This window comes from Georgenia sp. Z1491, from assembly GCF_057652395.1.
This window is the reverse complement of record NZ_CM172729.1, coordinates 1,831,147-1,856,300: the sequence shown is the minus strand read 5'-3', so window position 1 is coordinate 1,856,300 and position 25,154 is coordinate 1,831,147. Positions and strand designations below refer to the sequence as shown.

Genomic DNA, 25,154 nt, shown 5'->3' with positions numbered 1-25,154 from the left:
CGATGGCGGACCAGCTGACGACTGCCGAGGTGACGGCCGTGCTCACCGCCGCGTGCGACGCGATCGTCGCGGCGAAGGACCGGCTCACCCAGGCGGACCAGGCCATCGGCGACGGCGACCACGGCGTCGGCATGGCGCGCGGGTTCACGGCCGGGAAGCAGGCCCTGGCCGAGGCCTCGCCCGGCTCCGCGGGCGAGGCGTTCAAGGCCGTGGGCTCCGCGGTGCTCGCCACGAGCGGCGGGGCCTCGGGCGCGATCTTCGGCACCCTGTTCCGGGCACCGGCCAAGGTCCTCGACGGCGACACCCTCGACGCCGAGGGGTTCGCCTCGGCGCTCGAGGCCGGTGCCGAGCAGGTGATGCGCCGCGGCAAGGCGCAGGTCGGGCAGAAGACGATGCTCGACGCGCTCGTGCCCGCCGCCGAGGCCGCCCGCTCGGCGGTCCCGGACGGGCTCACGGCGACCGCGCGCGCCGCGGCCGACGCCGCCGCGGAGGGCGTGGAGCGCTCCGCCGAGCTCGTCTCCGGGTTCGGCAAGTCGAAGTCGCTGGGCGAGCGCAGCGTCGGCCATCCGGACCCGGGCGCGATCTCGGTGTCCGTGCTGCTGGCAGCGATGGCGGACGCGATCGACGCGAGCTGACCCTGAGGAGCACGACGCCGGGGGGCGAGGTCCGTACGGACCTCGCCCCCCGGCGTCGTGCGGGCCCGTTCTTCCGGCCGGACGGATCAGGGCAGCGTGAGGATCTCGGCGCCGTGGTCGGTGATGGCGATCGTGTGCTCGGTGTGCGCGGTGCGGCAGCCGGTGGCGCTGCGCAGCGTCCAGCCGTCGTCGTCCATCGCGAGCTCGTCGGTGTCGGTCATCACCCACGGCTCGAGCGCGAGCATGAGGCCGGGCCGCAGCGGGAAGCCGCGGCCGGGCCGGCCGGTGTTCGGCACGTGCGGGTCCTGGTGCATGGTGCTGCCGATCCCGTGGCCGCCGAACTGGGTGTTGACGGGGTACCCGGCGTCGGACAGGACGGTACCGATCGCGTGCGAGAGGTCACCGATCCGCTGCCCGGGGCCCGCCGCGGCGATGCCGGCGTCGAGCGCGCGCCGCGTGGCGTCGATGAGGCGTTCGCTCTCGGGGTCGGTCGACTCCCCGACGACGAAGCTGATCGCCGCGTCCGCCGCCACGCCGTCCTTGAGGACCGCGAGGTCGAGGGTGAGCAGGTCGCCGTCGGCGAGGACCTGGTCGTGGGGCAGGCCGTGGAGCACAGCGTCGTTGACGGCGGTGCAGATGTGGTGGCCGAACGGGCCACGCCCGAAGGACGGCGCGTAGTCGACGTAGCAGGACGTCGCGCCGGCCATCGCGATGAGGTCGCGCGCCCACTCGTCGATCTCGAGGAGGTTCGTGCCCGGCACGGTCCGTTCCCGGACGGCGCCGAGGATCCCGGCGACGATCGCGCCGGTCACCCGGCCGCGGGCGATCTCTGGGGGTGTGAGGATCTCGATCATGTGCTCGCGATCCTACGGCTCAAGCACGAGCTTGAGGCTCTCCCCCGCCGCCGCACGGGCGAACCCGGCGGGCGCGTCGGCCAGCGGCACGCGGTCGGTGATGAGGCGGCGGAAGCGCCGCGGGTCGGAGGACACGATCTTCAGGGCCTCCGCGTTGTCCTCGGGCGTGTTCGCGGTGGACCCGGTGACGATCAGCTCGCGGTAGTGGACGAGGTTGGCGTCGAGGGCGATCTCACCCTTCCCCGAGGGCAGGCCGGCGAAGAAGTTCACCCGCCCGCCGACGGCGGCGGCGCGCAGGGCGTCGCCGAAGACCTCGGCCACCGGGGTGGCGACGACCACGCAGTCCGCGCCACGACCGCCCGTCAGCTCGAGCACGCGCTCGGTGAGGTCCTCGGCGCGCGGGTCGACGGTGTCGTCGGCGCCGAGGGCGGCGGCCAGCTCCCGGCGCGGCGCGGACGTCTGGCTGACGATGATGCGCTCGGCCCCGCGCATCCGCGCCAGCAGCACGGTGGTGAGCCCGATCGGGCCGGCGCCGCAGACGAGCACCGTGTCGCCCGGTCCGGGGTCGAGGGGGCGCAGGCCCCGCACGACGGCGGCGACGGGCTCGGTCATGACGACCTCGACCGGCTCGAGGCCCGCGTCGACCACGAGGACGTTGCCGGCCGCCACGCCGCGCGCCGGCACGCGGACGACCTCGGCGAACCCGCCGTCGAAGGTGAGGCCGACGCCGGCGTAGTCCGTGCACAGGTTGCTGCGGCCGCCCGCGCAGGCGTGGCAGGTCCCGCACCCGACGTTCGGGGCGAGGGCGACGAGCGTCCCGGGGGCGAACCGGTCGTCGCCGGAGCGGTTCTCCCGGACGTGGCCGACGACCTCGTGCCCCGGGACGCGCACCGTGCCGGGCGGGAAGAGCCGGTGCTGCCCGCGGGCGATCTTCAGGTCCGTCCCACACACACCGGTGGCGGCGACGTCGATCGTCACCTCGCCGTCGTCGGCGACCGGGACGGGCCGCTCGACGAGCCGCAGCTCGCCGTCAGACTGGAACTCGTAGGCCAGCATGCGCTCATCCTCTCGCGGCCCTACGGCCGTGGTGACCGGCGACGCCGGGACGCCGCCTGTCGTCGGGCCCCCGACGCCGTGACGCCGCCAGTCGTCGAGCCGGCGACGCCGTGGTACGCCGGTTGGTCGGCCGTCCGGCCGCCGCGTTCCTCGCAGCGGCCAAACAGCCCGTCGTGGGGTCCGGGTCAGGCGTCCAGTCCGTCGAGGACGGCCGCGGTGCCGGACAGGCCGAGGCGCGTGGCGCCGGCCTCGATCATCGCCAGGGCCTTCTCCGTGTCGCGGATCCCGCCGGAGGCCTTGACGCCGAGGCGTCCGCCCACCGTGCGCGCCATGAGCTCGACGGCGTGGGTCGTGGCCCCGCCGCTGGAGTGGAAGCCGGTGGACGTCTTGACGAAGTCGGCGCCGGCGCGCTCGGCGGCCTCGCAGACGGCGACGATCTGCTCGTCGTCCAGCGCGCCGGACTCGATGATGACCTTGAGGACCACGCCCGGGGCGGCGTCCCGGACCGCCCGGATCTCGGCCTCGGTCTCGTCGTAGCGGCCCGTGAGCGCGAGGGCGAGGTTGATGACCATGTCGATCTCGTCGACCCCGTCGGCCGCGGAGCGGGCGGCCTCGGCCGCCTTCACCTCGGCGGCGTGGGCGCCGGAGGGGAAGCCGCACACGACGGCGACCTTGAGGCCGGCGGGCACCTCGAGCGGGACGAGGTTCGGCGACACGCACACGGAGTAGGCGCCGAGCTCGGCGGCGTCGCGGACGAGGGCGGCGACGTCGTCGGGAGTGGACTCGGGCTTGAGCAGCGTGTGGTCGACGAGCTGGGCGACCTCGGCGCGGGTACGGGTGGTCATGACGTGCTCCTTGTCGTTCGGGATGGTCGTGGGGGTTCGGGTGGCAGGGAGGCGAGCAGGCCGGCGGCGAGGTCCTCGTCGGTGACGAGGATCTTGCACAGGCCGTTGGTGACGGCTGCGAGCGCGGCCGGGGTCTTGGCGACGCCGGCCGCGACGGCGATCGGCAGCCGGGACGCGCGCACCTCGTCGAGCGTGAGCCCGACCGTACGCGCGTCGATCGCCGGGTCCGCCGGGCGGCCCCGGGAGTCGATGAACCGGCCGAGCACGTCGCCGACGGCGCCCTGGGCGACGAGACGCTCGACCTCGGCCGCGCTGAGGTAGCCGGCCTCCACGAGGACGGACGTGCCGACCGGCTCACCGAGGGAGAACAGGAGCGCGTCGGCCTCCCGCGCCTGGTCGAGGACCCGCCTGAGCGAGGCGTCGCCCATGAGCGTGGCGGCCAGGTCCGGCGACTCGACGATCGCCGGGGCCTGGAGGAACACGGCCGTGCCCCGTGCCTGGCGGGCAAGCTCGGCGACGACCTGCCCGGGGTTGCTCGCCCCGGGCAGGGGCAGGCCGGCGTTCGCCTGCACCACCACCGTGCCGTCGGACCACGACGGCGGGATCTGCTCGGCGAGGTCGATCATCGTGCGCCCCCAGGACACCGCGAGCGTGCCCGGGGACTCCTTGAGGTCGGCGAGCAGCTCGCCGGCGGCACCGGCGACCCGGGCGCGCGTGGCGACCGGGTCGCGCTCGGGCGGGACGACGACGGCGGCGGTGAGGCCGGTGCGCGAGACGAGCTCGGACTCCAGGGCGTGCGAGCGCGCCCGTGGATGCACGATCTCGATCCGGACGATGCCGGTGCGGCGCGCCTCCTGCAGGAGGCGGCCGACCTGCCAGCGGGTGAGGTGAAGCCGTTCGGCCACCTCCTGCTGGGTCAGCTCCTGCTCGTGGTAGAGCGTGGCCACCCGCAGCAGGAGCAGGTCGCGCTCCTCGTCACCGCTGCGCACCGGCACCGTGCCTCCCCGTCGTCGTCGTCCTCGTCCGCGTCCGTGGTCCTGCCGGGCTCACAGCCCGTGCGGCAGGAACAGCACCTTCGAGCTGTGGATCGTGCGGTTGTACATCGCCTCGATCGTCTCGCCGACCTTCTCCAGCGGGAGCTCGTGGGTGATCATGAACTCCCACTTGAGCAGGCCCTGGTGCATGGCCTCGACCGTGGTCGTCCACTCGGTGCCCGGGAACGGCGCCGAGAACGAGTTCCACGAGCCCAGGATGTTGATCTCGAGGCGCATCATGCGCGCCCAGTTCGTGTCGCTGATCGTCACGTCGGCGTTGGGGATGCCGATGAGCACGACCTCGCCGTGGCGTCCGGCCAGGCCGACGGCCTGGTTCTCGGCGATCGGGTTGCCGGAGCACTCGACGACGATGTCGTAGCCGAGCCCGGCAGCCTCGGCGGCCTGCTCCGGGGTGGTGGCCGTGGCGGTGGCCCCGGCCTCGCGGGCGAGCTCCGCCTTCTCCGGGGAGACGTCGACGGCGAGGACGTCGAGCGCGCCGCCGAGACGTGCCCACTGGATGGCGAACAGGCCGATCGGGCCCCCCGCGCCGACGACGGCGACCCGCTTGCCCGGCGCGAGCTTCGTCCGCAGCAGAGCGTGCAGGGCGATCGCCGACGGGTCCACCATCGCCGCGGCCCGCGGGTCGAGGTCCGAGGGCACCTTGAGCAGGAGCCGCGCCGGGCCCGCGACGTACTCGGCGTAGGCGCCGTGGCGGCGCGAGCCGTAGTAGTCGTAGTCCTCGCACAGGCTGTAGTGGCCGGCCACGCAGGGAGCGCACTCGAAGCAGGGCAGCATCGGCGGGACCGTGACGAGGTCGCCGACGGCCACCTCGGTGACACCCTCGCCGAGCTCCTCGACCCACGCGGAGAACTCGTGGCCGCAGATCAGGGGGAGCTTGTGCGCCCCCTTCTTGAACATGCGGTCCAGGTCGGACCCGCACACGCCGCACGCGGCGACCTTGAGGAGGGCCTCGCCGGGTCCCGGGGTGGGCTTCTCGACCTCCTCCAGGCGTGCGTCGCCGACGGCGTGGAGCTGGACGGCCTTCATCGTCTCGGTCATGTGTGGCTCGGGTTCCCTTCTGGTGGTCGGGCGCTGCCGCGGGCGCGGCGCTGCCGGTGGTTCTGCGGTGGGCGTCAGGCCTCGTCGACGTGACGCGACATCGAGTTGGTCAGCTCCTTCATGGCCTCGTACGTGTCGATGTACGCCTCGAGGTTGTACTGGTAGGCCTCGTGCGCCTCGGTGTCCGGCTCGATGACATCCACGGTGCGGACCATCTCCCGGGCCGCGGTCGGGAGGTCGGCGTGGACGCCGGCGCCGACGGCGGCCATCATCGCGGAGCCGAGCAGGGGCCCCTCGCTCACGTCGGTGAACGTGATCGGCACGTTCGAGACGTCGGCGTGCATCTGCATCCAGAAGCGGCTCTTCGTGGGACCGCCGGAGACGACGACCTCCTGCGGCGGGAAGCCGCCCGCGCGCATGGTGCGGAAGATGTTCTCCGTGCCGAAGCAGATGCCCTCGAGGATCGCGCGGAACATGTGGCCCTCGGTGTGGCCGAGCGTGAGGCCCCAGAACACGCCGCGGGAGCGCGGGTCGGAGTAGGGCGAGCGGTTGCCCTGGAAGTGGTCGAGCAGGACGAGGCCCTCCGAACCGATGGGGACCTCCGCGGCGAGCTCGTCGAGGACCTCGTAGGCGGAGCGGTTCTCCGCCGCCGCGCGGTCGTTCGCCTTGCGGGCGAGGTGGTCGCGGAACCAGGCGACGACGGACCCGGTCGAGACCTGTCCGGCCTCGACGGTCCACTCGCCGGGGATGACGGCGTCGGTGTAGGAGCCCCACAGGCCCTTGGCGTGCAACGGCACCGGGGACTGGCCGATCATCACGTGGCTGGAGCCGGTGATGAGGGCCATCTTGCCGGGCTCGACGACGCCGAGCCCGATCGCTCCGGCGTAGGCGTCGATCGCGCCCTCCGCCACGGGCGTGCCGGCGGCGAGGCCGAGCTCGTCGGCGATCTGCGGGCGCAGGCCGCCCACCGCGGTGCCGACGGGCAGGACCCGCTCCGGGAACTTCTCGAGCAGGTCGGCCGCGCCGACCGCGTCGTAGAGGGACGTGGGCCAGCCCCCGACGGAGGTGTCGTAGAAGTACTTGCCCGCCGCGTGGTTGAGGGACATGGTCCACTCGCCGGTCAGGCGGTGGACGAGCCAGTCCGTGCAGTCCACGAGGAGGTCGGCCTCGGCGAAGATCTCGGGCTCGTTGTTCTTCAGCCACATCGACTTCGGGGTGCCCCACTCGGCGGACACGGCGCCGTGCCCGGAGTACTTCAGGGCCGGGTCGCCGGCCCGGGAGAGCTCCTCGGCCTCGGCGGCGGCCCGGACGTCCATCCACAGCAGGGCGGGTCGCAGGTGGCGGCCGTCCTTGGTGGCGGCCACGAGCGTGGAGCTGGTGGCGTCGACGGAGATGCCCGCGATGGCGTCGGCGGGGACCTTGGCCTCGGCCAGCGCGCCGCGGACGGAGGTGACGATGGACGACCACCACGTGTCGGGGTCCTGCTCGGCGCGGCCGGGCCGCGGGAAGGACGTCTTCCACTCGGTCGAGGCGACGCCCTTGAGCGCGCCGGCGGCGTCGAAGATCCCGGCGCGCGCACCGCCGGTACCCATGTCGATGCCCAGCAGGTAGGGGCCGTCAGTCATCGGGAACTCCCATGTTCTCGGGGGCGCACCGCGTCATCGACTTATCGACGACCGGTGCTCGGGTGCGTTCAGCCTGCCAGCGGCTCGCGCATGCGCGCAAATGCGGCGCGCTGTTCGCTCATCTGAGCACCAGGAGTGCGGGGAGTGCTGGGCCTGCGCCGGCTCGTGTCCCGGCGCGCTACCCCTTGACCGAGCCGGCCGTGAGCCCGCCGACGATGTAGCGCTGAAGGAAGAGGAACAGCAGGAGCACCGGGACCGCCGAGATGACGGCGCCCGCGGCGAACACGCCCCAGTTCTGGTTCGTCAGCGAGGAGACCAGGCCGTACAGCCCGAGCGCGAGGGTCCAGTTCTGCTCGGACTGCAGCACCACGCGGGCGATGACGAAGTCGGAGAACGTGGCGACGAAGGACAGCAGGCCGACGACGGCCAGCACCGGAGAGACCATCCGCAGGATGATCGTCCAGTAGATGCGGGCGTGGCTGGCACCGTCGATCTTGGCCGCCTCGTCGAGCTCCTTGGGGATCGTGTTGAAGAAGCCGTACATGAGGAAGGTGTTCGTGCCCAGCGCCCCGCCGAGGTACACGCAGATGAGCCCGACCCGCGAGTTGAGCCCGAGCGCCGGCACCACCTCGCCGAGCGAGAGCAGGAGGAGGAAGACCGCCACGAACGCGAGGAGCTGGGGGAACATCTGCAGCACGAGCAGGGTGTTGAGGCCGAACCCGTGCCCCCGGAACCGGAACCGGGAGAACGCGTACGCCGCGGCGGCGGCCATGATCACGGTACCGATCGCCGTCGAGAGGCCGACGAACATCGTGTTGCGGAACCAGGTCCAGAACAGCGTGGTGTCGGACAGCTGCGCATAGCTGCCGACGTCGAGGGACGTGAACAGCGAGTTCGAACCGGTCAGCGTCGCGCCCTGCCCGGCGAGGGAGGCCGAGAGCACGTAGACGATGGGGAACGCGGCGTAGACGACGAAGACGATGCCGACGACGTGCCGCACACCGAGCTCGGCGAACCAGCGACCGAAGCCCATGCGGCGCTGCGGGGCGATCTCCTGGCCCTTCCGGTCGACGACCGGGTCGGCGTCGGGGGTCGTGGTGGTCATCAGTTGTACTCCTCGAGCTTGCGGGCCTGTCGGAAGCCGATGACCGAGATCACCGCGACGATGACGAAGATGAGGATCGAGAGCGCGGACGCGAGCCCGTAGTCCTTCTGCGCCCCGCCGTCGATGCCGGCGATGTTGTAGACCATCGAGATGAGGATGTCGGTGTGCCCGACCGGCACGCTCGCGTCGTCCATGCGCGGACCGCCGCCGGTGAGCATGTAGATGAGGTTGAAGTTGTTGAAGTTGAAGGCGAACGAGGCGATGAGCAGCGGGGCCGTCGCCACGAGCACGAGCGGCATCGTGATGGACCGGAAGTGTTGCCACACGCCCGCGCCGTCGATCCGCGCGGCCTCCTTGAGGTCGCCGGGGATGGACTGCAGCGCGGAGGTCGCGATGAGGAACATGTACGGGAAGCCGAGCCAGAGGTTGACGCCGAGGACCGAGAGCTTGGCCAGCCACGGATCGGTGAGCCACGGGATCTCGGCGCCGAGCAGGAGGACGTTGTTGACGAAGCCGAAGCGCTCGTTGAGCAGACCCGACCACAGCAGGGCCGCGAGGAAGCCCGGGAACGCGTACGGGAGGATGAGCAGCGTCCGGTAGATCTTCTGCCCCTTGAGGCGCGGCTCGTTGAGGACGACCGCCAGGAAGAGACCGAGGAGGAAGGTCGTGACCACGGACAGGGCGGCGAACGCGACCGTCCACGCCAGGACCTTGAGCAGCGGGCCGGAGTACCTCGAGTCGGCGAACGCGTCGATGTAGTTCTCGGGGCCGACGAGCACCCGCCAGCCGGGGGTCAGCGCCTCGCCCTCCGCGGAGACGAAGCTGCCCCGGTCGTCCGGCCGGTACTCGACCCCGGACTCGACGTTCGTCACGACGTCGGCGTCCTCGTCGTAGACCAGGCGCGAGGTGGCCTGGAACGCGTTCGAGGCGTCGGTGGTGCGCAGCGACCCGTCGTTCGGGTCGTCCGAGAACGGGATGCGGATCTCGAGGATCTCGGCCTGATGGTCAGAGATCTGGTCGCGCGGGAGGATCTGTGCGCCGGGCACCTCCGTGATCAGGGGACGCGTGGCGTCCAGGTCGACGACGGCGTCCGGCACGTCCTCGAGCTCGCCCTCGTGGACGCCCATCCGTACGGTGCCCGACGCCTCGTCGTAGATCGCCAGCCCGAGACCGTCATCGGTCTCGACGACGACGGCGGGGAACGTCGTCGCGTCCGGGAGCCGTCGCTCGTTCTGCTCGAGCATCCGCTCGATCGCCGTCGGCTTGTCGAGGATGTGGCCGTCGCCGTAGTTCGTCAGCGAGACGTACCCCGTGTAGACGATGGTGAACACCTGGTAGATCGCGAGGAAGATCAGTCCGGGCAGGAGGTACTTCAGCGGGACGACCCGGCGCGAGAAGTACACCCAGTTGACGACGACGAGCACGACGACGGTGCCGCCCAGCAGCCACCAGGACTCGGCACCGACCGCCTGGATGACGATCGTGATACCGAGCGCGTCGACCAGCGCGACGAGCGCGAGCTTGACGAAGAACCAGACGTTGACGTCACCGCCGGCGGCGGGACGGGTGCGGGTGCCGCCGGTGCCGGGCGACGGGGCGGCCACCGGGAGCTCTGTCGCGGTCATGGGGCCCTTTCGGGGACGTGGGCACGACGTCGTGCCGACCTACGGTGCGGAGAGGAGTGCGATGCGCCGTGGGGCGCGAGGTGGGAGCGGCGCCGTGGCGCGCGGGGTGGAAGCGGCGCACCGCATGGAGCGGAGGTGGGAGCGGCGCACCGCGGGGCGCGGGGTGCGAGGTGGAGAGGTGCGAGGTGGGAACGGCGCACCGTAGCGACGCGTGGCGGGCGGGGCCATGCTGCGGGGCGGCGGCAGGTCGGCCGCCGCCCCGCACGGGCAGGGTCTAGCCGGCGTCGATCGCGCCCTGGATGTCGGCCACCATGGTCTCCCAGGCGGCGGCCGGGTCGGCCTCGGCGCCGGAGACGATGCCGGCCTCGGTCACGCCCCAGAACTGCCAGACCTGACCCATCGCGGGCAGTGCGGGCATCGGGGCCGCGTCGGCGCCGACCTCGCGGAAGCCGGCCTGGATCTCGTCCTCCGCCGCGGCGTCGGCCGACGCGGTCAGCGCGGGCAGGCGACCACCGGTCTCGAAGATCGTGGTCTGCGCCTCCTCGGTCGACATGTAGTTGACGAGGAAGTCGTTGGCGTTGAGCGCGTCCGCGGACTGCGCGTTGACGAAGAACGCCTGGACGCCGGCGAACGGCGTGGCGGCCTCGGGACCGGGCGCCGGGATCGGGTCGATCGCGACGTCGATGTCCGCGAAGGACTCGAGCATCCACGGGCCACCGACGATGAAGGGTGACTCGCCGTTGGCGAAGGCCTCGACGGCGACGTCGTAGGTGACGTTCGTGTCGAGGGCGCCCGTGCCGTTCTCGCCCTGCTCGGCGAGCCACTGCGCGAACGCCGCGCCGCCCTCCCCGCCCAGGCCGAGCTCCTCGGTGTACGCGCCCGCGTCGTCGGTCTCGAAGACCGGGGCGCCGAAGGACATCTGGAGCGGGTAGTACGTGTAGGGGTCGCCCTCGGTGCTCGTCTGGATGAGGATCGGGAACTCGGTGCCCGCCTGCTCGCCCGCTGCGAGCGCGTCGTCCCACGTGGCCGGGGCCTCCGGGGCGAGCTCCGTGTTCCGGATGAGCGCGATGTTCTCGATGGCGAACGGCAGCCCGTAGACCTGCTCGTCGTACGTGACGGCATCGATGGCCACCTGCTCGAACACGTCGGCGTTGGTCAGCTCCAGCGGCGCGACGACGCCGTTGACGGTGAGCTCGCCGAGCCAGTCGTGCGCACCGACGGTGATGTCCGGGCCCTCGCCCGTGGGCACCTGCGTGACGAAGTCGGCGCGGATGTCCTCGAAGTTGCGCAGCACGGTCTGGACCTCGATGCCCGTCTCCTCCTCGAACGCCACGGCGGCCTCCTCGACGGCTGCCTGGCGCGTCTCGTCGACCCAGACGACCAGGGTGCCGTCCTCGTTGGGCGTGACCTCGCCGGCCTCGGCGACCTCGTCCCCACCTGCGTCGTCGGAGGACGCCTCGTCGGAGGAGGACTCGCCACCGGCGTCGTCGGAGGACGCCTCGTCGTCGGTTCCGCCGGCGTCCTGGGCGGGCTCCTCCTCGGTACCGGTCGACTCGTCGTCACCGCCTCCGCAGGCGGCGAGGGTGAGGGCCACGGCAGCTGCTGCCGCGAGGGTGGTGATGCTCCGTCGCATCTCGGTCTCCAGGTGTGTGAAGGTGACGGGGATGTCTCCGCGGACGTGCTCATCGCTGCGCACCTCGCGGATCGAGGCACACAGTACGCAGCCGACTGGCGATCTGCAACCACTTGCAGTAACTTTCAGGAATCCAGACGGTGCCGTTGCACCTCTTCCCCACGACCGCGCGAGCGGGACGCTCGACGAGGAGCGCACGATGACCCTCCACCGCCCTCCACGGGGCCTACCGACCACGTCGACGACGGAGAGCGTCGCATGACGCCCCGGACGCGGCTGACCGACGTCGCCGACCAGGCTGCCGTCTCCACCGCGACGGTCTCCCGGGTGCTCAACGGTCGTCCGGGGGTGGCGGAGGCCACCCGGCGCGAGGTGCTCGCCGCCCTCGACGTCCTCGGCTACGAGCGGCCCTCGTCGCTCCGGCAGCGCTCGGCCGGGCTCGTGGGCCTGATCGTCCCCGAGCTCTCGAACCCGATCTTCCCGGCGTTCGCCCAGCAGATCGAGACGCTGCTGAGCAGCTCCGACCTCACGCCGCTGCTGTGCACCCAGTCCCCCGGTGGGACCACCGAGGACGACTACGTCGAGATGCTGCTCGAGCACGGCGTCGACGGGATCGTCTTCGTCTCCGGCCTCCACGCCGACACCTCTGCCGATCCCGCTCGCTACCACCGGCTCGTCGACCGGCGCGTCCCGTTCGTCCTGGTCAACGGGACGAACCCGGACATCTCGGCGCCGGCGTTCGCCGCCGACGACGCCGACGCCATGGATCTGGCCGTGCGGCACCTCGCCGCGCAGGGGCACCGTCGGATCGGCCTGGCGGTCGGTCCGACGCGCTTCGTACCGGTCGCCCGCAAGATCGACGGCTTCCGTGCGGCGGCGGCCCGGTACGTCGACGACCCGGACCCGGCGACGGTCTCGACCCTGTTCACGGTCGAGGGGGGCCGCGCCGCCGGCCTCGAGCTTCTCCAGGCCGGCTGCACCGCCGTCGTCGCGGCGTCGGACCTCATGGCGCTCGGGGTCGTGCGCGCGGTCCGCGCGGCGGGCCTGCGGGTGCCCGAGGACGTGTCGGTGGTGGGCTACGACGACTCGCCGCTCATGGGGTTCAGCGACCCGCCGCTGACGACCATCCGTCAACCGGTGCCGGCGATGTGCCAGGCGGCGGTGTCGACGCTCGTCGCGATGATCCGGGGCGGTTCGCCGAGCGCCGCCGAGCTGACGTTCGTCCCTGAGCTGGTGGTGCGTCGTTCGACCGGCGCGGCTCCGCCGGAGTCGCCGGCCGCGGCGACCGCCTCCCCGTCGCCCGCGTACCCGTCGCCCGCACCGGGCGCCGAGGCCCCACCCGCACCACCGACGAACCCGGCACAGGACGAGGACGGATGACCGACGCAGCCGCACCCCACGACCGCCCGGCGGGCACCCTCCTGCACGCCGCCGGCTCCGGCGGCGGTGACCACTGGTGGCGCGACGCCGTCGTCTACCAGGTCTACCCGCGCTCGTTCGCGGACTCGGACGGCGACGGCATGGGCGACCTGCCGGGGATCACCGCCAGGCTCCAGCACCTGGCGGACCTGGGCGTCGACGCGATCTGGCTCTCGCCCTTCTACCGGTCGCCGCAGAAGGACGCGGGCTACGACGTCGCCGACTACCGCGACGTCGACCCCGTGCTCGGTTCGCTCGACGACGCCGAGATCCTGCTGGTCCGGGCGCACGAGCTCGGGCTGCGGGTGATCGTCGACCTCGTCCCCAACCACACCTCCGACCAGCACTCGTGGTTCCGCGCGGCCCTCGCCGCGGGTCCCGGTTCGCCGGAGCGCGACCGGTACCTCTTCCGGGACGGCAGGGGCGACGACGGCGACCTGCCCCCGAACGACTGGACCTCGGTGTTCGGCGGCATCGCCTGGACCCGCGTGCGCGACCGGACCGACGCCCCGGGCTCCGCGTGGGCCAACGACCCGCAGTGGTACCTCCACCTGTTCGACGGCTCGCAGCCCGACCTCGACTGGGACCACCCGGAGGTCCGCGCGGAGTTCCTCTCGATCCTGCGCTTCTGGCTCGACCGGGGCGTGGACGGGTTCCGGGTCGACGTCGCACACGGCCTGGTCAAGGAGGCGGGGCTGCCCGACTGGCCCTGGCACCTGCGCATGGTCTCGGGCTCCGACGTCGACCCGGCCGACGTCCCGCCCGCGCCGATGTGGGACCGCGACGGCGTCCACGAGATCTACCGGACCTGGCGGCGCGTCCTCGACGAGTACTCCCCCGCGCGCATCCTCGTGGCCGAGGCCTGGGTCGACGACGACGAACGTCTCGCGCGGTACGTGCGGCCCGACGAGATGCACCAGGCGTTCAACTTCCGCTTCCTGTCCACCCGCTACGACTCAGGGTCGTACGCCGCCGCGATCCGGGGGTCGCTCGCCGCGGCGGACCGCGTGGGCGCGCCGTCGACCTGGGTGATGTCCAACCACGACGTCGTGCGGCACGCGAGCCGGCTCGGCCTCGCCCGCGAGGACACGGGCAAGGGGCCGAACGGGATCACGGCGGACGACCCGCAGCCCGACGCCGCCCTGGGGCTGCGCCGCGCCCGCGCGGTCACGCTGGTCATGCTCGCTCTGCCCGGCTCGGCGTACCTCTACCAGGGCGAGGAGCTCGGCCTGCCCGAGCACACCCACCTGCCGGCGCAGGCCCGTCAGGACCCGGCGTACGCGCGCACCGCCGGCGCCGAGGCCGGGCGCGACGGCTGCCGTGTGCCGCTGCCCTGGGAGGCCGACGCACCGGCATTCGGCTTCTCGCCGTCGGGCGCCTCGTGGTTGCCCCAGCCCGAGGAGTTCCGTGCGCTGGCGGCGGACCGGCAGGCGGGCGTGGCCGGCTCGACGCTCGAGCTCTACCGCGAGGCGCTGCGGCTGCGCCGCAAGCTCGGTCTCGGCCGCGCGTCGCTCGAGCTCGTCGACGCCGGTGGGCCGGGAGCGGTCGAGCCCATCGGCGCCGCTGGGCCGGGAGCGGTCGAGATGCCCGCGTCGGGCGGCGCGGAGGGCACGGCCGCCGGCGACCTGGACGGGCTCGACGCCCACGGCGTGCTCGCTCTGATCTCCCGAGGAGCCGACGGCCGGGAGGTCCTCGTCGTGCTCGTCACCGGCGGCGAGCCGGTCCACCTTCCCGAGGGCTGGCGGGTGGTCCTGGCCTCGCAGCCCGGGGCCGGCGAGGACGGGACGGTCCCGGTCGACACCGCCGTCTGGGCGGTGCGGGAGAACAGCGCGGACTGAGTACTGCCGGCTCCGGCACGTCGACGACGCGGTCGGAACGCCGAGGGCGCGGTTCGTCGTCGACGACGCGGTCGGGACGCCGAATGGACCCCCGGCGGGTGTCCACTCGGCGCCCCGACCTGACTCTCGGCGCGTCAACCGCGCTCTCGGCGCGAGGTCCGTCTCCTCAGCTCGCTCCAACCACGATCTCGGCGCCGAGTCCCGCGCCTCGCCTCAGTGCGCCGTGCCCGCGTGCCGAGCGATCGTGCGGACGACCAGCGCCGCGGAGACCGCGCCGGGGTCCGCGTGCCCCACGGACTTCTCCGCGAGCGGACGCGCGCGCCCGAGCTTGGGCCGCATCTGCTCGGTCGACTCCGAGCCCTGCTGGGCAGCCACCGCGGCGGCCGCCCAGTCGCCCTCGCCGAGGGCGTCGATCGCGGGCAGCAGTGCGTCGAGCATCGTCTTGTCACCCGCGACCGCCCCGCCCACGCGGGCGACGGCGTCCACCGCGGCCTTGGCGGCCCGAACGAGGTCGGCGTTGCTCGGCGACCCGGTGTCGGACAGCTCGCCTGCGGCCGCGTTGAGCAGTGCGCCCCACAGCGCGCCCGAGGTGCCGCCGGCTCGGTCGGACCAGGTCTCGCCGGCCCGGCCGAGCGCGGTGCGCAGGCCCGCTCCGGCGTCGACGGCCTCCCGTGCCGAGGCGAGCGCCTCGCTCGAGCCGCGCGCCATCCCCGTGCCGTGGTCGCCGTCGCCCGCGAACGTGTCGAGCTCACCGAGCTCCTCCTTCTTCGCGGCGAGCGCCTCGGACACCGACGAGAGCACCTCGACGAGGCGTGCCGCGGCGGCCTTCCCGGCGTCGTCGGCGTCGGGGATCGCCTGCTCGGCGGACTCGACCTGCTGGATCTCCTCGGCGCTGAGCTCCTCGCCGGCGATCTGCCCCATCTTCACGGTCGGCGTGTCGCAGGGGGCCTTCCACAGCCGCTCGAGCTCGTCGTCGACCCACACCAGCGTCAAGGAGACCCCGCCCATGTCCAGCGAGGTGACGAGCTCGCCCACGAGCCGGTCGACCACGGTGAGGCCGGCGGCCTCGAGCTGGCTCTCGATGGTGCGGTAGGCGACGAACATCTCCTCGTACTTCGCGGTGCCGAGCCCGTTGAACAGGACGACGACGCGTCCGTCGGCGCCCTCGGGACGCTCCTTGAGCACGGTGTCGACGAGGGTGGTGGCCACCTCGTCGGCGGTCCCGAGGTCCGTCTCGTCGATGCCGGGCTCGCCGTGGACGCCGAGGCCGATGCCGAGCCGGCCCTCTGGCACGGTGAACAGCGGCTCGGACGAGCCGGGCAGGGTGCAGCCCGAGAACGCGACGCCGAGGGTCCGAGTGCGGTCGTTGGCGTGGCGGAACACGCGCTCGACCTCGTCGATGTCCATGCCCTCCTCGGCCGCGGCGGAGGCGATCTTGAATACCGGGAGGTCGCCGGAGATGCCGCGGCGCTTGTCGATCTCGTCCTCGGTCGCGGAGGCGATGTCGTCCGTGACGACCAGCGCGCGGGCGTCGATGCCGTCGGCACGCAGGCGCTCGACGGCGTCGCCGAAGTGGAGGACGTCGCCGGCGTAGTTGCCGAAGCCGATGATGACGCCGCCGCCGCGCTCGGCCGCCTTCGCGACCGACACGGCCTGGGCGGCCGACGGCGACGCGAAGATGTTCCCGGTGACGCCGCCGTCGGCGAAGCCCGGGCCGACCCAGCCCATGAACGCCGGGTAGTGGCCCGTCCCGCCGCCGGTGAGGACGGCGACCTTGCCCTTCGGGGTGCGGGTGGCTCGGACGACGCCGCCGTACACCTCACGGACGTGGTGGGGGAACGCGGCAGCGAATCCGGCGACGAGCTCGGCCGGGAAGTCCGACGGGTCGTTGACGAGCTTGGTCATGACAGCTCCTTCGGTGTCGATCTGGTGGGGGTGATGGGTAGATGGGTGGATGGGTGGACGGACGTGCGGGGGCGGGACGTGGCTGGTCGGGGCGGGTCTGGTCAGGTCGGGTGTGCTCGGGTCGGTCAGGGCGCGGCGCCGGATCAGGTCGCAGCGGCGGTCGTCCCGCCGGGGACGACGGCGACCTTGAGCCCGCCCCGCTGAGCGGTGAGCTCGACGGCGTCGAGCGCGTGGTCGAGGTCGAACCGGTGGGTGACGTAGCGCGAGCCGTCGACGGCGCCGGACGCCAGCAGGCCGACGGCCTCGTGGTAGTCGGACCGGCGGCAGTTCGAGCCGCCGGTGACGGTGAGCTGGCCGTAGTGGATGTCGTTCGGGTCGATGACGGCGGTCCCGCCCTTGGGGAACCCGGCGAACGCGCTCACGCGCCCGCCCACGCGCACGAGGCGGGAGGCCTCGTTGAACAGCTCGGGCGCACCGATGGAGATGACGGCGACGTCGGCGCCGCGGCCGTCGGTCAGCGCCCGCAGCTCGGCGTCGAGGTCGTCGGTGGCCGGGTCGAGGGCGAGGGTCGCGCCCATGTCGAGCGCGACCTGGCGCCGCTCGGCGGAGCGGTTGGTGACGACGACGTGGCGCGCGCCACGCAGGAGCGCCACCTGGAGGTGGAGCAGCCCGATCGGGCCGGCCCCCATGACGAGCACCGTGTCGCCGAGCTCGACGGTGTACTCGCGCAGCCCGTTGAGCACGCAGGCGAGCGGCTCGGCCAGCGCGAGGTGTGCGGGGTCCATGCCCGACGGGGCCGGCACGAGGTTCCCGCGCGCGACGGCGTCGGCGGGCACGAGCTGGTACTCGGCCAGGCCGCCGTCGACCTGGTAGCCGAACAGCCGGGCCTGCTCGCAGTGGTGCTCGAGGTCGCGGCGGCAGTAGAAGCACGAGCCGCACGAGATCGTCGGCAGGACCGCGACCAGGTCGCCGGCCTCCACCGCGGTCACTCCGTCGCCGACCTCGGCGACGACGCCGGCCGCCTCGTGGCCGAGCACGACCCCGGGCCGGGCGTCCTTCTCCCCCCGCAGCAGCCGCACGTCGGTGCCGCACACGGTGTTCGCGGCGACCCTCAGCAGCACCTCGCCGGGGCCCGGGCTCGGGGTCGGCACTTCCGTGAGGACGACGTCCCCCTTCCCGCGCAGGACGACGGCCCTCATCGGGCGGCCCTCGGGTCGGTGAGGATCTGGTGCGTCGTCGGCATCGGGATCTCCTTGGGTGACGGGGACGGGGCGGACAGGATGGTCAGGGCCGGCGGTGCGCCGGTGGTCGGCGGTCCCGCGGTCGTACCGTGGCCAGACGGCGCCGGGACGGCCCTTCGTGCGGCGGTCATGACACGTGGACCCGCAGGCCGAGGTCGCGCAGGTGCTCGACCCGCTCGGCGGACAGGGCGGAGGGGACGACCACGTCGTCGACCTGGGCGAGGTCGGCGACCCGGTGCATCGCGCGCCGGCTGAACTTGCTCGAGTCGACCACGAGGATCTTGCGCACCGACCGCGCGAGCATGGCGCGCTTGACCTCCGTGACGTCGCCGTCGGGGTGGTGCATCGCGTCGTCCCAGATCGCGGTGGCCGACATGACGCAGCAGTCGGCGCTGAGCTCGCGCAGCGCCGCCACGGTCGACGGGCCGTGGTAGGCCTGCGCCCACGGCGTCCAGCGTCCGCCGACCATGTGCAGCCGCACCCCCTCCATCGCCTGGGCTGCGGTGGCGACGAACTGGCAGTGGGTGATGACCGTGAGACCGCTCGTGGCGCCGAGCGCGCGCAGGACGTGCAGGCCGGTCGTCGAGTCGTCGAGCATAAGCACGCTGTCCGGGGCGACGAGCCGGGCCGCGACGGCGCCGAGCTCGTCCTTGACCTCCGTGTCACGCGCGAGCCGGTAGGCGGCCGACGCCTCGACGAGCGAGGTGACCACGGACGTCACCGTGCCGCGCGAGCGCGCGAGCAGGCCCAGCTGCTCGAGCGCCGCCAGGTCCCGGTAGACGGTCATCGCCGAGACGCCCAGCTCGGCGACAAGCTCCTCGACCTGGACGGAGCCGCGCTCGACCACGATGTCCGCCAGGCGGTGGCGGCGGCGGTTGAGCTCGCCGGCGCCCCGCGCGTCCTCCTGCGTCATCGGCCGCGCGCACCGGTCGCCGGCGGGCCGTCCGCGAGCACCCCGCTCACGGCAGCACCGCGGCCGCGACGCGTCCGGCCGGGTCGTCGGCGCCGTCGATGACGTCCGCGACGGCGGACAGCAGGGGCATGCGCTCGGTGAGGCCGCCGCCGACCTGCCGGGCGAGCCGGACCGCGAGACCGGCGGCGGGCACGCCCTCGACGGTCTGCTCGGCGGCCTCCATCGCGGCGAGGGCCTCCGTGGCCTCCTCGCCGGCGCCGATCCGGGAGCCGTAGACCTTGTTGCGTCCGGACAGACCGGTGACCTCGAGGTCGCCGACGCCGGCGAGCCCGTAGACGGTCTCGGCGCGGCCGCCGAGAGCCTGACCGAGGAGCGCGATCTCGCGCACCGCCTGGGCGAAGGTGGCGGCCTTGAGGTTGTGGAACGGCTCGCCGTGGGCCTCCTGGAGACCGTCGGCGAGCCCGAGGGCGATCGCGTAGACGTTCTTCATCGGCGCGCTGACCTCGAGCCCCACCTCGTCCGCGGACGGCTCGATCCGGTAGGTGGTCGAGCTGAGCGCCGCCGCCACCTCACGGACGACCGCCTCGTCCTTCCCCGCGTAGAGGGTCGCGGTCCAGCGGTCGGCGGCGACCTCGTTGGCCTTGCACGGGCCGCCGACGGCGACGATCGGCGGCAGGGGCGTGCCACTCGCCGCGGCGACGCGCCGCACGGCGTCGGGCAGGAGCTCGATGCGCCCCTCGGCGTCCGGGGCGAAGCCCTTGGAGGTGAGCAGGAGCACCCGTGCCCGTGCGATGCCGGACAGGGCCAGCTCGGCGACCTTCTCGACCCCGACGGACGCGACGGCGAGGACGACGTACTCGGCCCCGTCGAGGGCGGCCTCGATCTCGCCGGACCGGAAGAGCCGGGTGCCCTCGGCCACGGGGACCTGCGTGCGCGGGTGGGGCTCGCCCGCCTCGACGGCGTCGAGCAGGTGGTCGTCGAGCCAGGTCCCCCACAGGCGGACCTCGTGGCCCTGGGCGCGATAGGGCGTGGCGAGCGCGGAACCCATGGCCCCTGCGCCGAGGATGGTGATCGTCGTCATGTCGCTGCCTCGATTCGTCGGTGAACCTCGTCGGCCCAACCGCGAGCCGCCCGCATCATCCCACACTTCGGATGTGACAAACAACAGGCATCCCGTGAATCGGGTGGGCCCGTGGAGGCCGAAGCCGCGGGCCGGGACACTCCTGCCCCGGCCCGCGTCCGTTCACTCGCCCCCCAGCTCCCAGAGCCGCTCGTAGACCGGCTCGAGGTGCTCGTAGAGCGTGGCCTGGGCGTCGCCCCAGCGCGCGTACTCCTCGCCGCGACGCTCGTCGGGCTCGGTGACGTGGCCGGTCCTGGCCATGGCTCGGGCGGTGGCCGCGACGTCGCCGTGGACCCCCGTGTGGGCCATCGCGAGCACGGCGGCGCCCTGGGCGGAGACCTCGTCGACGCCGGAGGCGACGATCGGCAGCCCGACGGTGTCCGCGAGGATCTGCGTCCACAGGTCCGAGCGCGACCCGCCGCCCGTGGCCCGCAGCTCGGTGAGCCGCGTCCCGGTCCCCCGCTGCATGCCGGCGAGGTTCTGCCGCAGCTCGTAGGCCGTCCCCTCGAGGATCGAGCGATACATGTGGGCGCGCGTGTGGCTGCCGCCGAACCCGACCATCGCCCCGCTCGCCACGGGGTTCCACCACGGCGACTGCACGGCGTTCCAGTACGGGAGCGTGAGCAGGCCCTCGGCGCCGATCGGGACCTTGGCGGCCGCCGCCTCCAGCTCGGGGTCCGGCCGGCCGTCGAGCTCGGGCCGACCGAGCTCGGAGCGGAACCAGTTCGCGAGCACCGAGCCGGAGTTCTGCACGATCTCCAGGACGTACTGCCCGGCGAGCCCGGCGGCAAGGGTGCGGTACTCGCGCCCGTAGCGGTAGTCCGCGGAGTGCACCCCCGCGACGATCGACGTGCCGATGTTGATGTACGCGACCTCGGGCTCGATCGCGGCGGTGCCCAGGCCGGAGCCCTGCCCGTCGCCGAGACCGGAGATCACCGGCACGGTGTGCTTGAGCCCCCAGTGCTGGGCGACCTCGAGGTCCAGCTCGCCGACCACCTCGCCCGGCGCGGCCAGCTCGGCCATCTGCTCGCGCGTGACGCCGGCGAGCTCGAGCAGCTGCTCGGAGTAGTCGAGCGCCTCGATGTCGAACAGCGCGAGCGTGTCGGCCGACGCGTGGGAGGAGACCCACCGTCCGGTCATCGCATGGACGAGGTAGGCGTGCACGTCGACGACCTTCGCCGCGCGCTGAAAGATCTCCGGCTCGTTCTCCTTGAGCCAGATCATCTTGTACAGCGCGGGCGTCGTGTCGCCGGGTTTGCCGGAGAGCCGGTGGATCTCGTCCGAGCCGTGCTCGCGGATCTGCTTGGCGGCGCGCGAGTCGAGCCACAGCACGGCGTTGCGGATCGGACGGCCGGACGCGTCCACCGGCACGAAGCTCTCGCGCTGGTGAGTGATCGCGACGGCCGCGACGCGTGCCTTCTGATCGGCGCTCAGCCCGCCGACGGCCTTGCCGACCGCCGCGTCGGTGGAGAACCACCACTGCCGCGCGTCGTGCTCGTAGTGGTTCATCCTGGGCTGGAGCAGGTCGATGTCGGCCCGGCCCTCGCTGACGGTGGTGCCGCTGGGGTCCACCACCACGGCCTTGGTGGCCGACGTCGAGGAGTCGATGGCGATGACCAGCGGGTCGTCGGTCATGACCGGCCCCCGAAGAACTCGTCCCAGGGCAGCGAGATCGGCTCGTCGCGGGCGATGATCCCGTGGAGGTGGCGCAGCAGCGGGAACTCGTGCGCCTCGAGGACGCCCCGATCGATCTGCTTCTCGATCGCCGCGCCGACCACGCGGATGGCGTTGACGCCCTCGAGGGTGACGCCCTTCATCAGGGAGTCGCGCACCTCGGAGAACGGGACGCCGGAGCCGACATAGGTGCCGGCCTTGACGTTGCGCCCCCCGGCCGAGGTCACGTGCATGTCGCCCACGCCGGGCAGCCCCCACACCATCTTCGGGTCGCCGCCGAGGATCTCGTAGAACCGGTGCATCTCCTGGGCGCCCTGGGCGAAGATCGCCGCCGTGAGGTTGAGGCGGCGGTAGCGGTCGTTCGCGTCGTCGCCCTCGGCCCGCTGGAGGCCCTCGCCGAACCCGGCGGCGAACGCGTAGATGTTCTTCGTGGCGGCGCCGATCTCGGCGCCGAGGAAGTCGGTCGACGTCCACACGTGGTAGTAGTCCGTGCGGAACATGTCCGCCAGGCGCTCGACGACGTCCTCCTTGTCGCCGCAGAACACGACGGCGGTGTCGTGGCCGACCGCCAGCTCGCCGGCGATCGACGGGCCGACGATCGCGGCCCAGTCCACCTGGCCGGCGAGCTCCTCGCCGACGATCCGCTTGAGGGCGTCGGGGATCATCTCCAGGTTGCCGTCGTCGTCGGCGAGCATGCCCTTGGTGACCGACAGGACGGTCTGGCCGGGCCGCAGGAGCCGGGCCAGCTGCTCACCCACCCAGTCGACGCCGAAGGAGTTCACCCCCGACATCACCACGTCCGCGCCGTCGAAGGCCTGCTCGGCCTCCTCCAGCTGGTAGGCGGCGATCCCCTCCTCGACGACGAGGTCGAGGTCGGGGTGCCGGCCCGTGGTCCGGATCGACTCGATGATGTCCCGGTCCAGGTGCGTGCCGACGAGACGGACCTCGTGGCCGTTCTGGCGCAGCGGGTAGGTCAGCGCCGTGGCCATGATGCCGGACCCGAGGACGACGACGGTGGTCATGTGGGTGCTCCTTCGCGCGGGTGGTGGGGTTCTCAGTTCTGACCGTAGACGCCCTGGTAGCGCTCGTAGAGGCGCGTGACGGCGTCGTCGGGCACGGGCACGGGCTCACCGAGCTGGCGCGACACGTGGACGGTGCGCGCCACCTCCTCGCACATGACGGCCGCCTTGACGGCCGCCCGTGCGTCCTTCCCGATGGTGAACGGACCGTGGTTCTGCATGAGCACGGCCGGCGAGCGGTGGTCGCGCAGGGTCTCGACGATGCCGCGACCGATCGAGTCGTCGCCGATGATCGCGAACGGCCCGACGGGGATCTCCCCGCCGAACTCGTCCGCCATCATCGTGAGCGCGCAGGGCACGGCCTCTCCCCGGGCGGCCCACGCGACGGCGTAGGTCGAGTGCGTGTGCACCACTCCCCCGACGTCGGGCATGTGCCGGTAGACGTAGGCGTGCGCGGCCGTGTCCGACGACGGGCTGAGCACTCGGGACGCGTCCGGCTCGCTCAGCGCCCGGCCCCACAGGTCGGTGACGACCATGAGCTCCGGAGCGAGCTCGTCGTAGCTGACGCCGGAGGGTTTGATGACCATGAGGTCCTCGCCCCCCTCGACGGCCACACGTGCCGAGACGTTGCCCGCGGTCCACACGACGAGCCCCCAACGGGGCAGCTCGGCGTGCAGGGCGGCGACCTCCGCGCGCGCCCGGGCGACGTCGTCGCGCACCTCGGCCGGGAGGTCCGCCAGGGCGGGGACCTCCCCGCGCGGGGTGTCGACGTCCGCCACGGTCACCTCGTGGCGCCCCGGGCGGCCGCCCGGGCGCGGATCGCCTTGAGCCGGTGCATGAGCTCGTTGCCGCCCCGGCCGAAGTAGTCGTGCAGGGTGACGTACTCGGCGTAGAGCTCGTCGTAGAGCTTCGCGCGCGCCTCGCTGGGCAGGTAGGCGTTGCGGACCTTGCCGCCCATGGCCTCCGAGGCCTCCTGGATGGTGCCGTACTCACCGGCCGCGACGGCCGCGTGGACCGCCGAGCCGAGTGCCCCGGCGTGCGCCGCCGTCGCGACCGAGATCGGCAGGCGGGTGACGTCGGAGAACAGCTGCATGAGGAACTTGTTCTTCAGCAGGCCGCCGGCGGCGACGAACTCGGTGAGCTCGACGCCGTGCTCCTTGAAGGTGTCGACGATCATGCGGGCGCCGAACGCCGTCGACTCGAGCAGCGCGCGGTACTGGTCCTCCGGGCGCGTGGTCAGCGTGGTGCCGATCATCAGGCCGGACAGGTCCGTGTCCACGAGCACCGACCTGTTGCCGCCGTGCCAGTCGAGGGCGACGAGACCGTGCTCGCCGATCTCCTGCTTCGCCCCGAGGTCGGTGAGGTAGTCGTGGACCGACTTCTTCGCCTTCTTCGCGGCCTCGTGGTACTCGGGCGGGACGCTGTGGTCGACGAACCAGCCGAAGATGTCGCCGACGGCGGACTGGCCGCCCTCGAAGCCCCACAGGCCGTCGACGATGCCGCCGTCGACGACGCCGAACATGCCGGGCACCTCGACGAGCTCCGGTCCAGAGACGACGTATACGGCGGAGGTGCCGAGGATCGCGGTGAGCTGGCCGGCCTCGACGGCCTTGACCGCGGCGGCGGTGACGTGGGCGTCGATGTTGCCGACCGCGACCGCGGTCCCGGCGTCGAGGCCCATGAGCTTCGCGAACTCCTCGTTCAGCTCGCCGGCCTTCGACGCCAGCGGCGCGACGGGCGCGGACATCTTCTCCTCGAAGACACCGCCGAAGTCGGGGTTGAGCGCCTCGAGGTACTCGCGCGAGGGGTACTGCCCGTCCTGGTACATGCGCTTGTAGCCGGAGTCGCCGGCGGACTGGACGAGCGTGCCGGTCATCTTCCAGACGATCCAGTCCAGGGCGTTGACGAAGACGTCGGTGGCCGCGTAGACCTCCGGGTCCTCCTCGAGGGTCTCCAGGACCTTGGGCAGGAGCAGCTCGGAGGAGATGGTGTTCCCGTAGCGTCCGAGCCAGGTCTCGCCGCGCTCCTTGGCCACCTCGACGATGCGCGTGGCCTGCTCCTGGCCGCCGTGGTGCTTCCACAGCTTGACCCAGGCGTGGGGCCGGTTGCGGAACTCCTCGAGCGTGCACAGCGGGGTGCCGTCCTCCTTGGCGGCGACGACGGTCGCGGAGGTGAAGTCGATGCCCACCCCGACGACCTGGTCGGGCGTGATGTCGGCGTCGTTCATGGCCGCGGGCACGGCCTTCCTGAGCACGTGGATGTAGTCGTCCGGGTCCTGCAGCGCGAACTCGGGCGGGAGCTTCGAACCGTCCGCGGCGTCGAGCGTGCGGTCCATGACCGCGTGCGGGTAGTCGACGATGATCGAGGAGCCCTTCTCGAGGCCGTCGCTGACCCGGATGATGCTCGCGCGTCCGGAGAGCGTGCCGAAGTCGATACCGATGACGAACTTGCTGTCCTTGGTCACGATGATGCCTTCCTCCCGGCGCTCAGGATGACGCCGACGTGGGTGGCGGGAGCGGACGAGCGCGGTCGGCGGGGCCCGGCTCCCGCCGGT

The 25,154-nt window shown here is 72.7% G+C and carries 20 protein-coding genes; 3 read left to right on the top strand and 17 right to left on the bottom strand.

The genetic code is table 11. The features are described 5' to 3' along the window. Positions 1-2 precede the first annotated feature (2 nt). Complete coding sequence (dhaL, locus tag AC24HA_RS08635; protein ID WP_425709000.1) at positions 3-635, top strand: dihydroxyacetone kinase subunit DhaL; 633 nt, start codon at positions 3-5, stop codon at positions 633-635. An 86-nt stretch (positions 636-721) separates the two neighbouring features. Here dhaL and map read toward each other — a convergent pair whose 3' ends face one another. The 9 genes from map to AC24HA_RS08590 all read right to left on the bottom strand — a co-directional run bounded on the left by map (position 722) and on the right by AC24HA_RS08590 (position 11,471). Further along, positions 722-1,489: a type I methionyl aminopeptidase gene (map, locus tag AC24HA_RS08630; RefSeq protein ID WP_425709001.1), complete on the bottom strand. Its 768-nt coding sequence runs from the start codon at positions 1,487-1,489 to the stop codon at positions 722-724. 12 nt (positions 1,490-1,501) lie between these two features. Then, complete coding sequence (locus tag AC24HA_RS08625; RefSeq protein WP_425709002.1) at positions 1,502-2,545, bottom strand: zinc-binding dehydrogenase; 1,044 nt, start codon at positions 2,543-2,545, stop codon at positions 1,502-1,504. Between the two features lie 185 nt (positions 2,546-2,730). Then, the gene (gene deoC, locus AC24HA_RS08620; protein WP_425709003.1) at positions 2,731-3,390 is read right to left on the bottom strand and encodes a deoxyribose-phosphate aldolase; all 660 of its coding nucleotides are present in this window, start codon (positions 3,388-3,390) and stop codon (positions 2,731-2,733) included. Beyond that, positions 3,387-4,385: a sugar-binding transcriptional regulator gene (locus tag AC24HA_RS08615; protein ID WP_425709004.1), complete on the bottom strand. Its 999-nt coding sequence runs from the start codon at positions 4,383-4,385 to the stop codon at positions 3,387-3,389. The genes deoC and AC24HA_RS08615 overlap by 4 nt, the downstream gene beginning before the upstream one ends. A gap of 51 nt (positions 4,386-4,436) precedes the next feature. Then, on the bottom strand, positions 4,437-5,483 hold the full coding sequence (locus AC24HA_RS08610) for a galactitol-1-phosphate 5-dehydrogenase (RefSeq protein WP_425709005.1): 1,047 nt from the start codon (positions 5,481-5,483) through the stop codon (positions 4,437-4,439). 74 nt (positions 5,484-5,557) lie between these two features. Further along, a complete protein-coding gene (locus AC24HA_RS08605) occupies positions 5,558-7,108 on the bottom strand; it encodes an FGGY-family carbohydrate kinase (protein WP_425709006.1) in 1,551 nt (516 codons plus the stop codon). Positions 7,109-7,286: 178 nt separating this feature from the next. After that, positions 7,287-8,213: a sugar ABC transporter permease gene (locus AC24HA_RS08600; protein WP_425709007.1), complete on the bottom strand. Its 927-nt coding sequence runs from the start codon at positions 8,211-8,213 to the stop codon at positions 7,287-7,289. Then, on the bottom strand, positions 8,213-9,838 hold the full coding sequence (locus AC24HA_RS08595) for an ABC transporter permease subunit (protein WP_425709008.1): 1,626 nt from the start codon (positions 9,836-9,838) through the stop codon (positions 8,213-8,215). The genes AC24HA_RS08600 and AC24HA_RS08595 overlap by 1 nt, the downstream gene beginning before the upstream one ends. 274 nt (positions 9,839-10,112) lie before the next feature. Beyond that, the gene (locus tag AC24HA_RS08590; RefSeq protein WP_425709009.1) at positions 10,113-11,471 is read right to left on the bottom strand and encodes a sugar ABC transporter substrate-binding protein; all 1,359 of its coding nucleotides are present in this window, start codon (positions 11,469-11,471) and stop codon (positions 10,113-10,115) included. Between the two features lie 258 nt (positions 11,472-11,729). On the opposite strand from AC24HA_RS08590, the gene AC24HA_RS08585 reads away from it, so the two are divergent. Next, positions 11,730-12,851 (top strand): LacI family DNA-binding transcriptional regulator, encoded by a 1,122-nt coding sequence (locus AC24HA_RS08585; RefSeq protein ID WP_425709010.1) that lies wholly within the window; start codon positions 11,730-11,732, stop codon positions 12,849-12,851. Beyond that, complete coding sequence (locus AC24HA_RS08580; protein ID WP_425709011.1) at positions 12,848-14,728, top strand: glycoside hydrolase family 13 protein; 1,881 nt, start codon at positions 12,848-12,850, stop codon at positions 14,726-14,728. The genes AC24HA_RS08585 and AC24HA_RS08580 overlap by 4 nt, the downstream gene beginning before the upstream one ends. A gap of 213 nt (positions 14,729-14,941) precedes the next feature. Here AC24HA_RS08580 and AC24HA_RS08575 read toward each other — a convergent pair whose 3' ends face one another. The 8 genes from AC24HA_RS08575 to AC24HA_RS08540 form a co-directional block, all read right to left on the bottom strand. Next, positions 14,942-16,633, bottom strand: coding sequence for a dihydroxyacetone kinase family protein (locus tag AC24HA_RS08575; RefSeq protein ID WP_425709012.1), 1,692 nt, complete (start codon positions 16,631-16,633; stop codon positions 14,942-14,944). Positions 16,634-16,776: 143 nt separating this feature from the next. Continuing rightward, positions 16,777-17,832, bottom strand: a complete 1,056-nt coding sequence (locus AC24HA_RS08570; protein ID WP_425709013.1) for an alcohol dehydrogenase catalytic domain-containing protein — start codon at positions 17,830-17,832, stop codon at positions 16,777-16,779. 169 nt (positions 17,833-18,001) lie between these two features. Further along, positions 18,002-18,787 (bottom strand): DeoR/GlpR family DNA-binding transcription regulator, encoded by a 786-nt coding sequence (locus tag AC24HA_RS08565; protein ID WP_425709014.1) that lies wholly within the window; start codon positions 18,785-18,787, stop codon positions 18,002-18,004. A 46-nt stretch (positions 18,788-18,833) separates the two neighbouring features. Beyond that, the gene (locus AC24HA_RS08560; RefSeq protein ID WP_425709015.1) at positions 18,834-19,868 is read right to left on the bottom strand and encodes an NAD(P)H-dependent glycerol-3-phosphate dehydrogenase; all 1,035 of its coding nucleotides are present in this window, start codon (positions 19,866-19,868) and stop codon (positions 18,834-18,836) included. Between the two features lie 162 nt (positions 19,869-20,030). After that, positions 20,031-21,542, bottom strand: coding sequence for a xylulokinase (locus AC24HA_RS08555; protein ID WP_425709016.1), 1,512 nt, complete (start codon positions 21,540-21,542; stop codon positions 20,031-20,033). Further along, entirely contained in the window at positions 21,539-22,603 is a 1,065-nt protein-coding gene (locus AC24HA_RS08550) for an NAD(P)H-dependent glycerol-3-phosphate dehydrogenase (RefSeq protein WP_425709017.1), read from the bottom strand. Before AC24HA_RS08550 ends, AC24HA_RS08555 begins: the two co-directional genes overlap by 4 nt. Before the next feature lie 32 nt (positions 22,604-22,635). Further along, on the bottom strand, positions 22,636-23,340 hold the full coding sequence (locus tag AC24HA_RS08545; RefSeq protein ID WP_463648221.1) for an L-ribulose-5-phosphate 4-epimerase: 705 nt from the start codon (positions 23,338-23,340) through the stop codon (positions 22,636-22,638). 41 nt (positions 23,341-23,381) lie between these two features. Next, the gene (locus tag AC24HA_RS08540; protein WP_487563624.1) at positions 23,382-25,067 is read right to left on the bottom strand and encodes a ribulokinase; all 1,686 of its coding nucleotides are present in this window, start codon (positions 25,065-25,067) and stop codon (positions 23,382-23,384) included. Positions 25,068-25,154 lie beyond the last annotated feature (87 nt).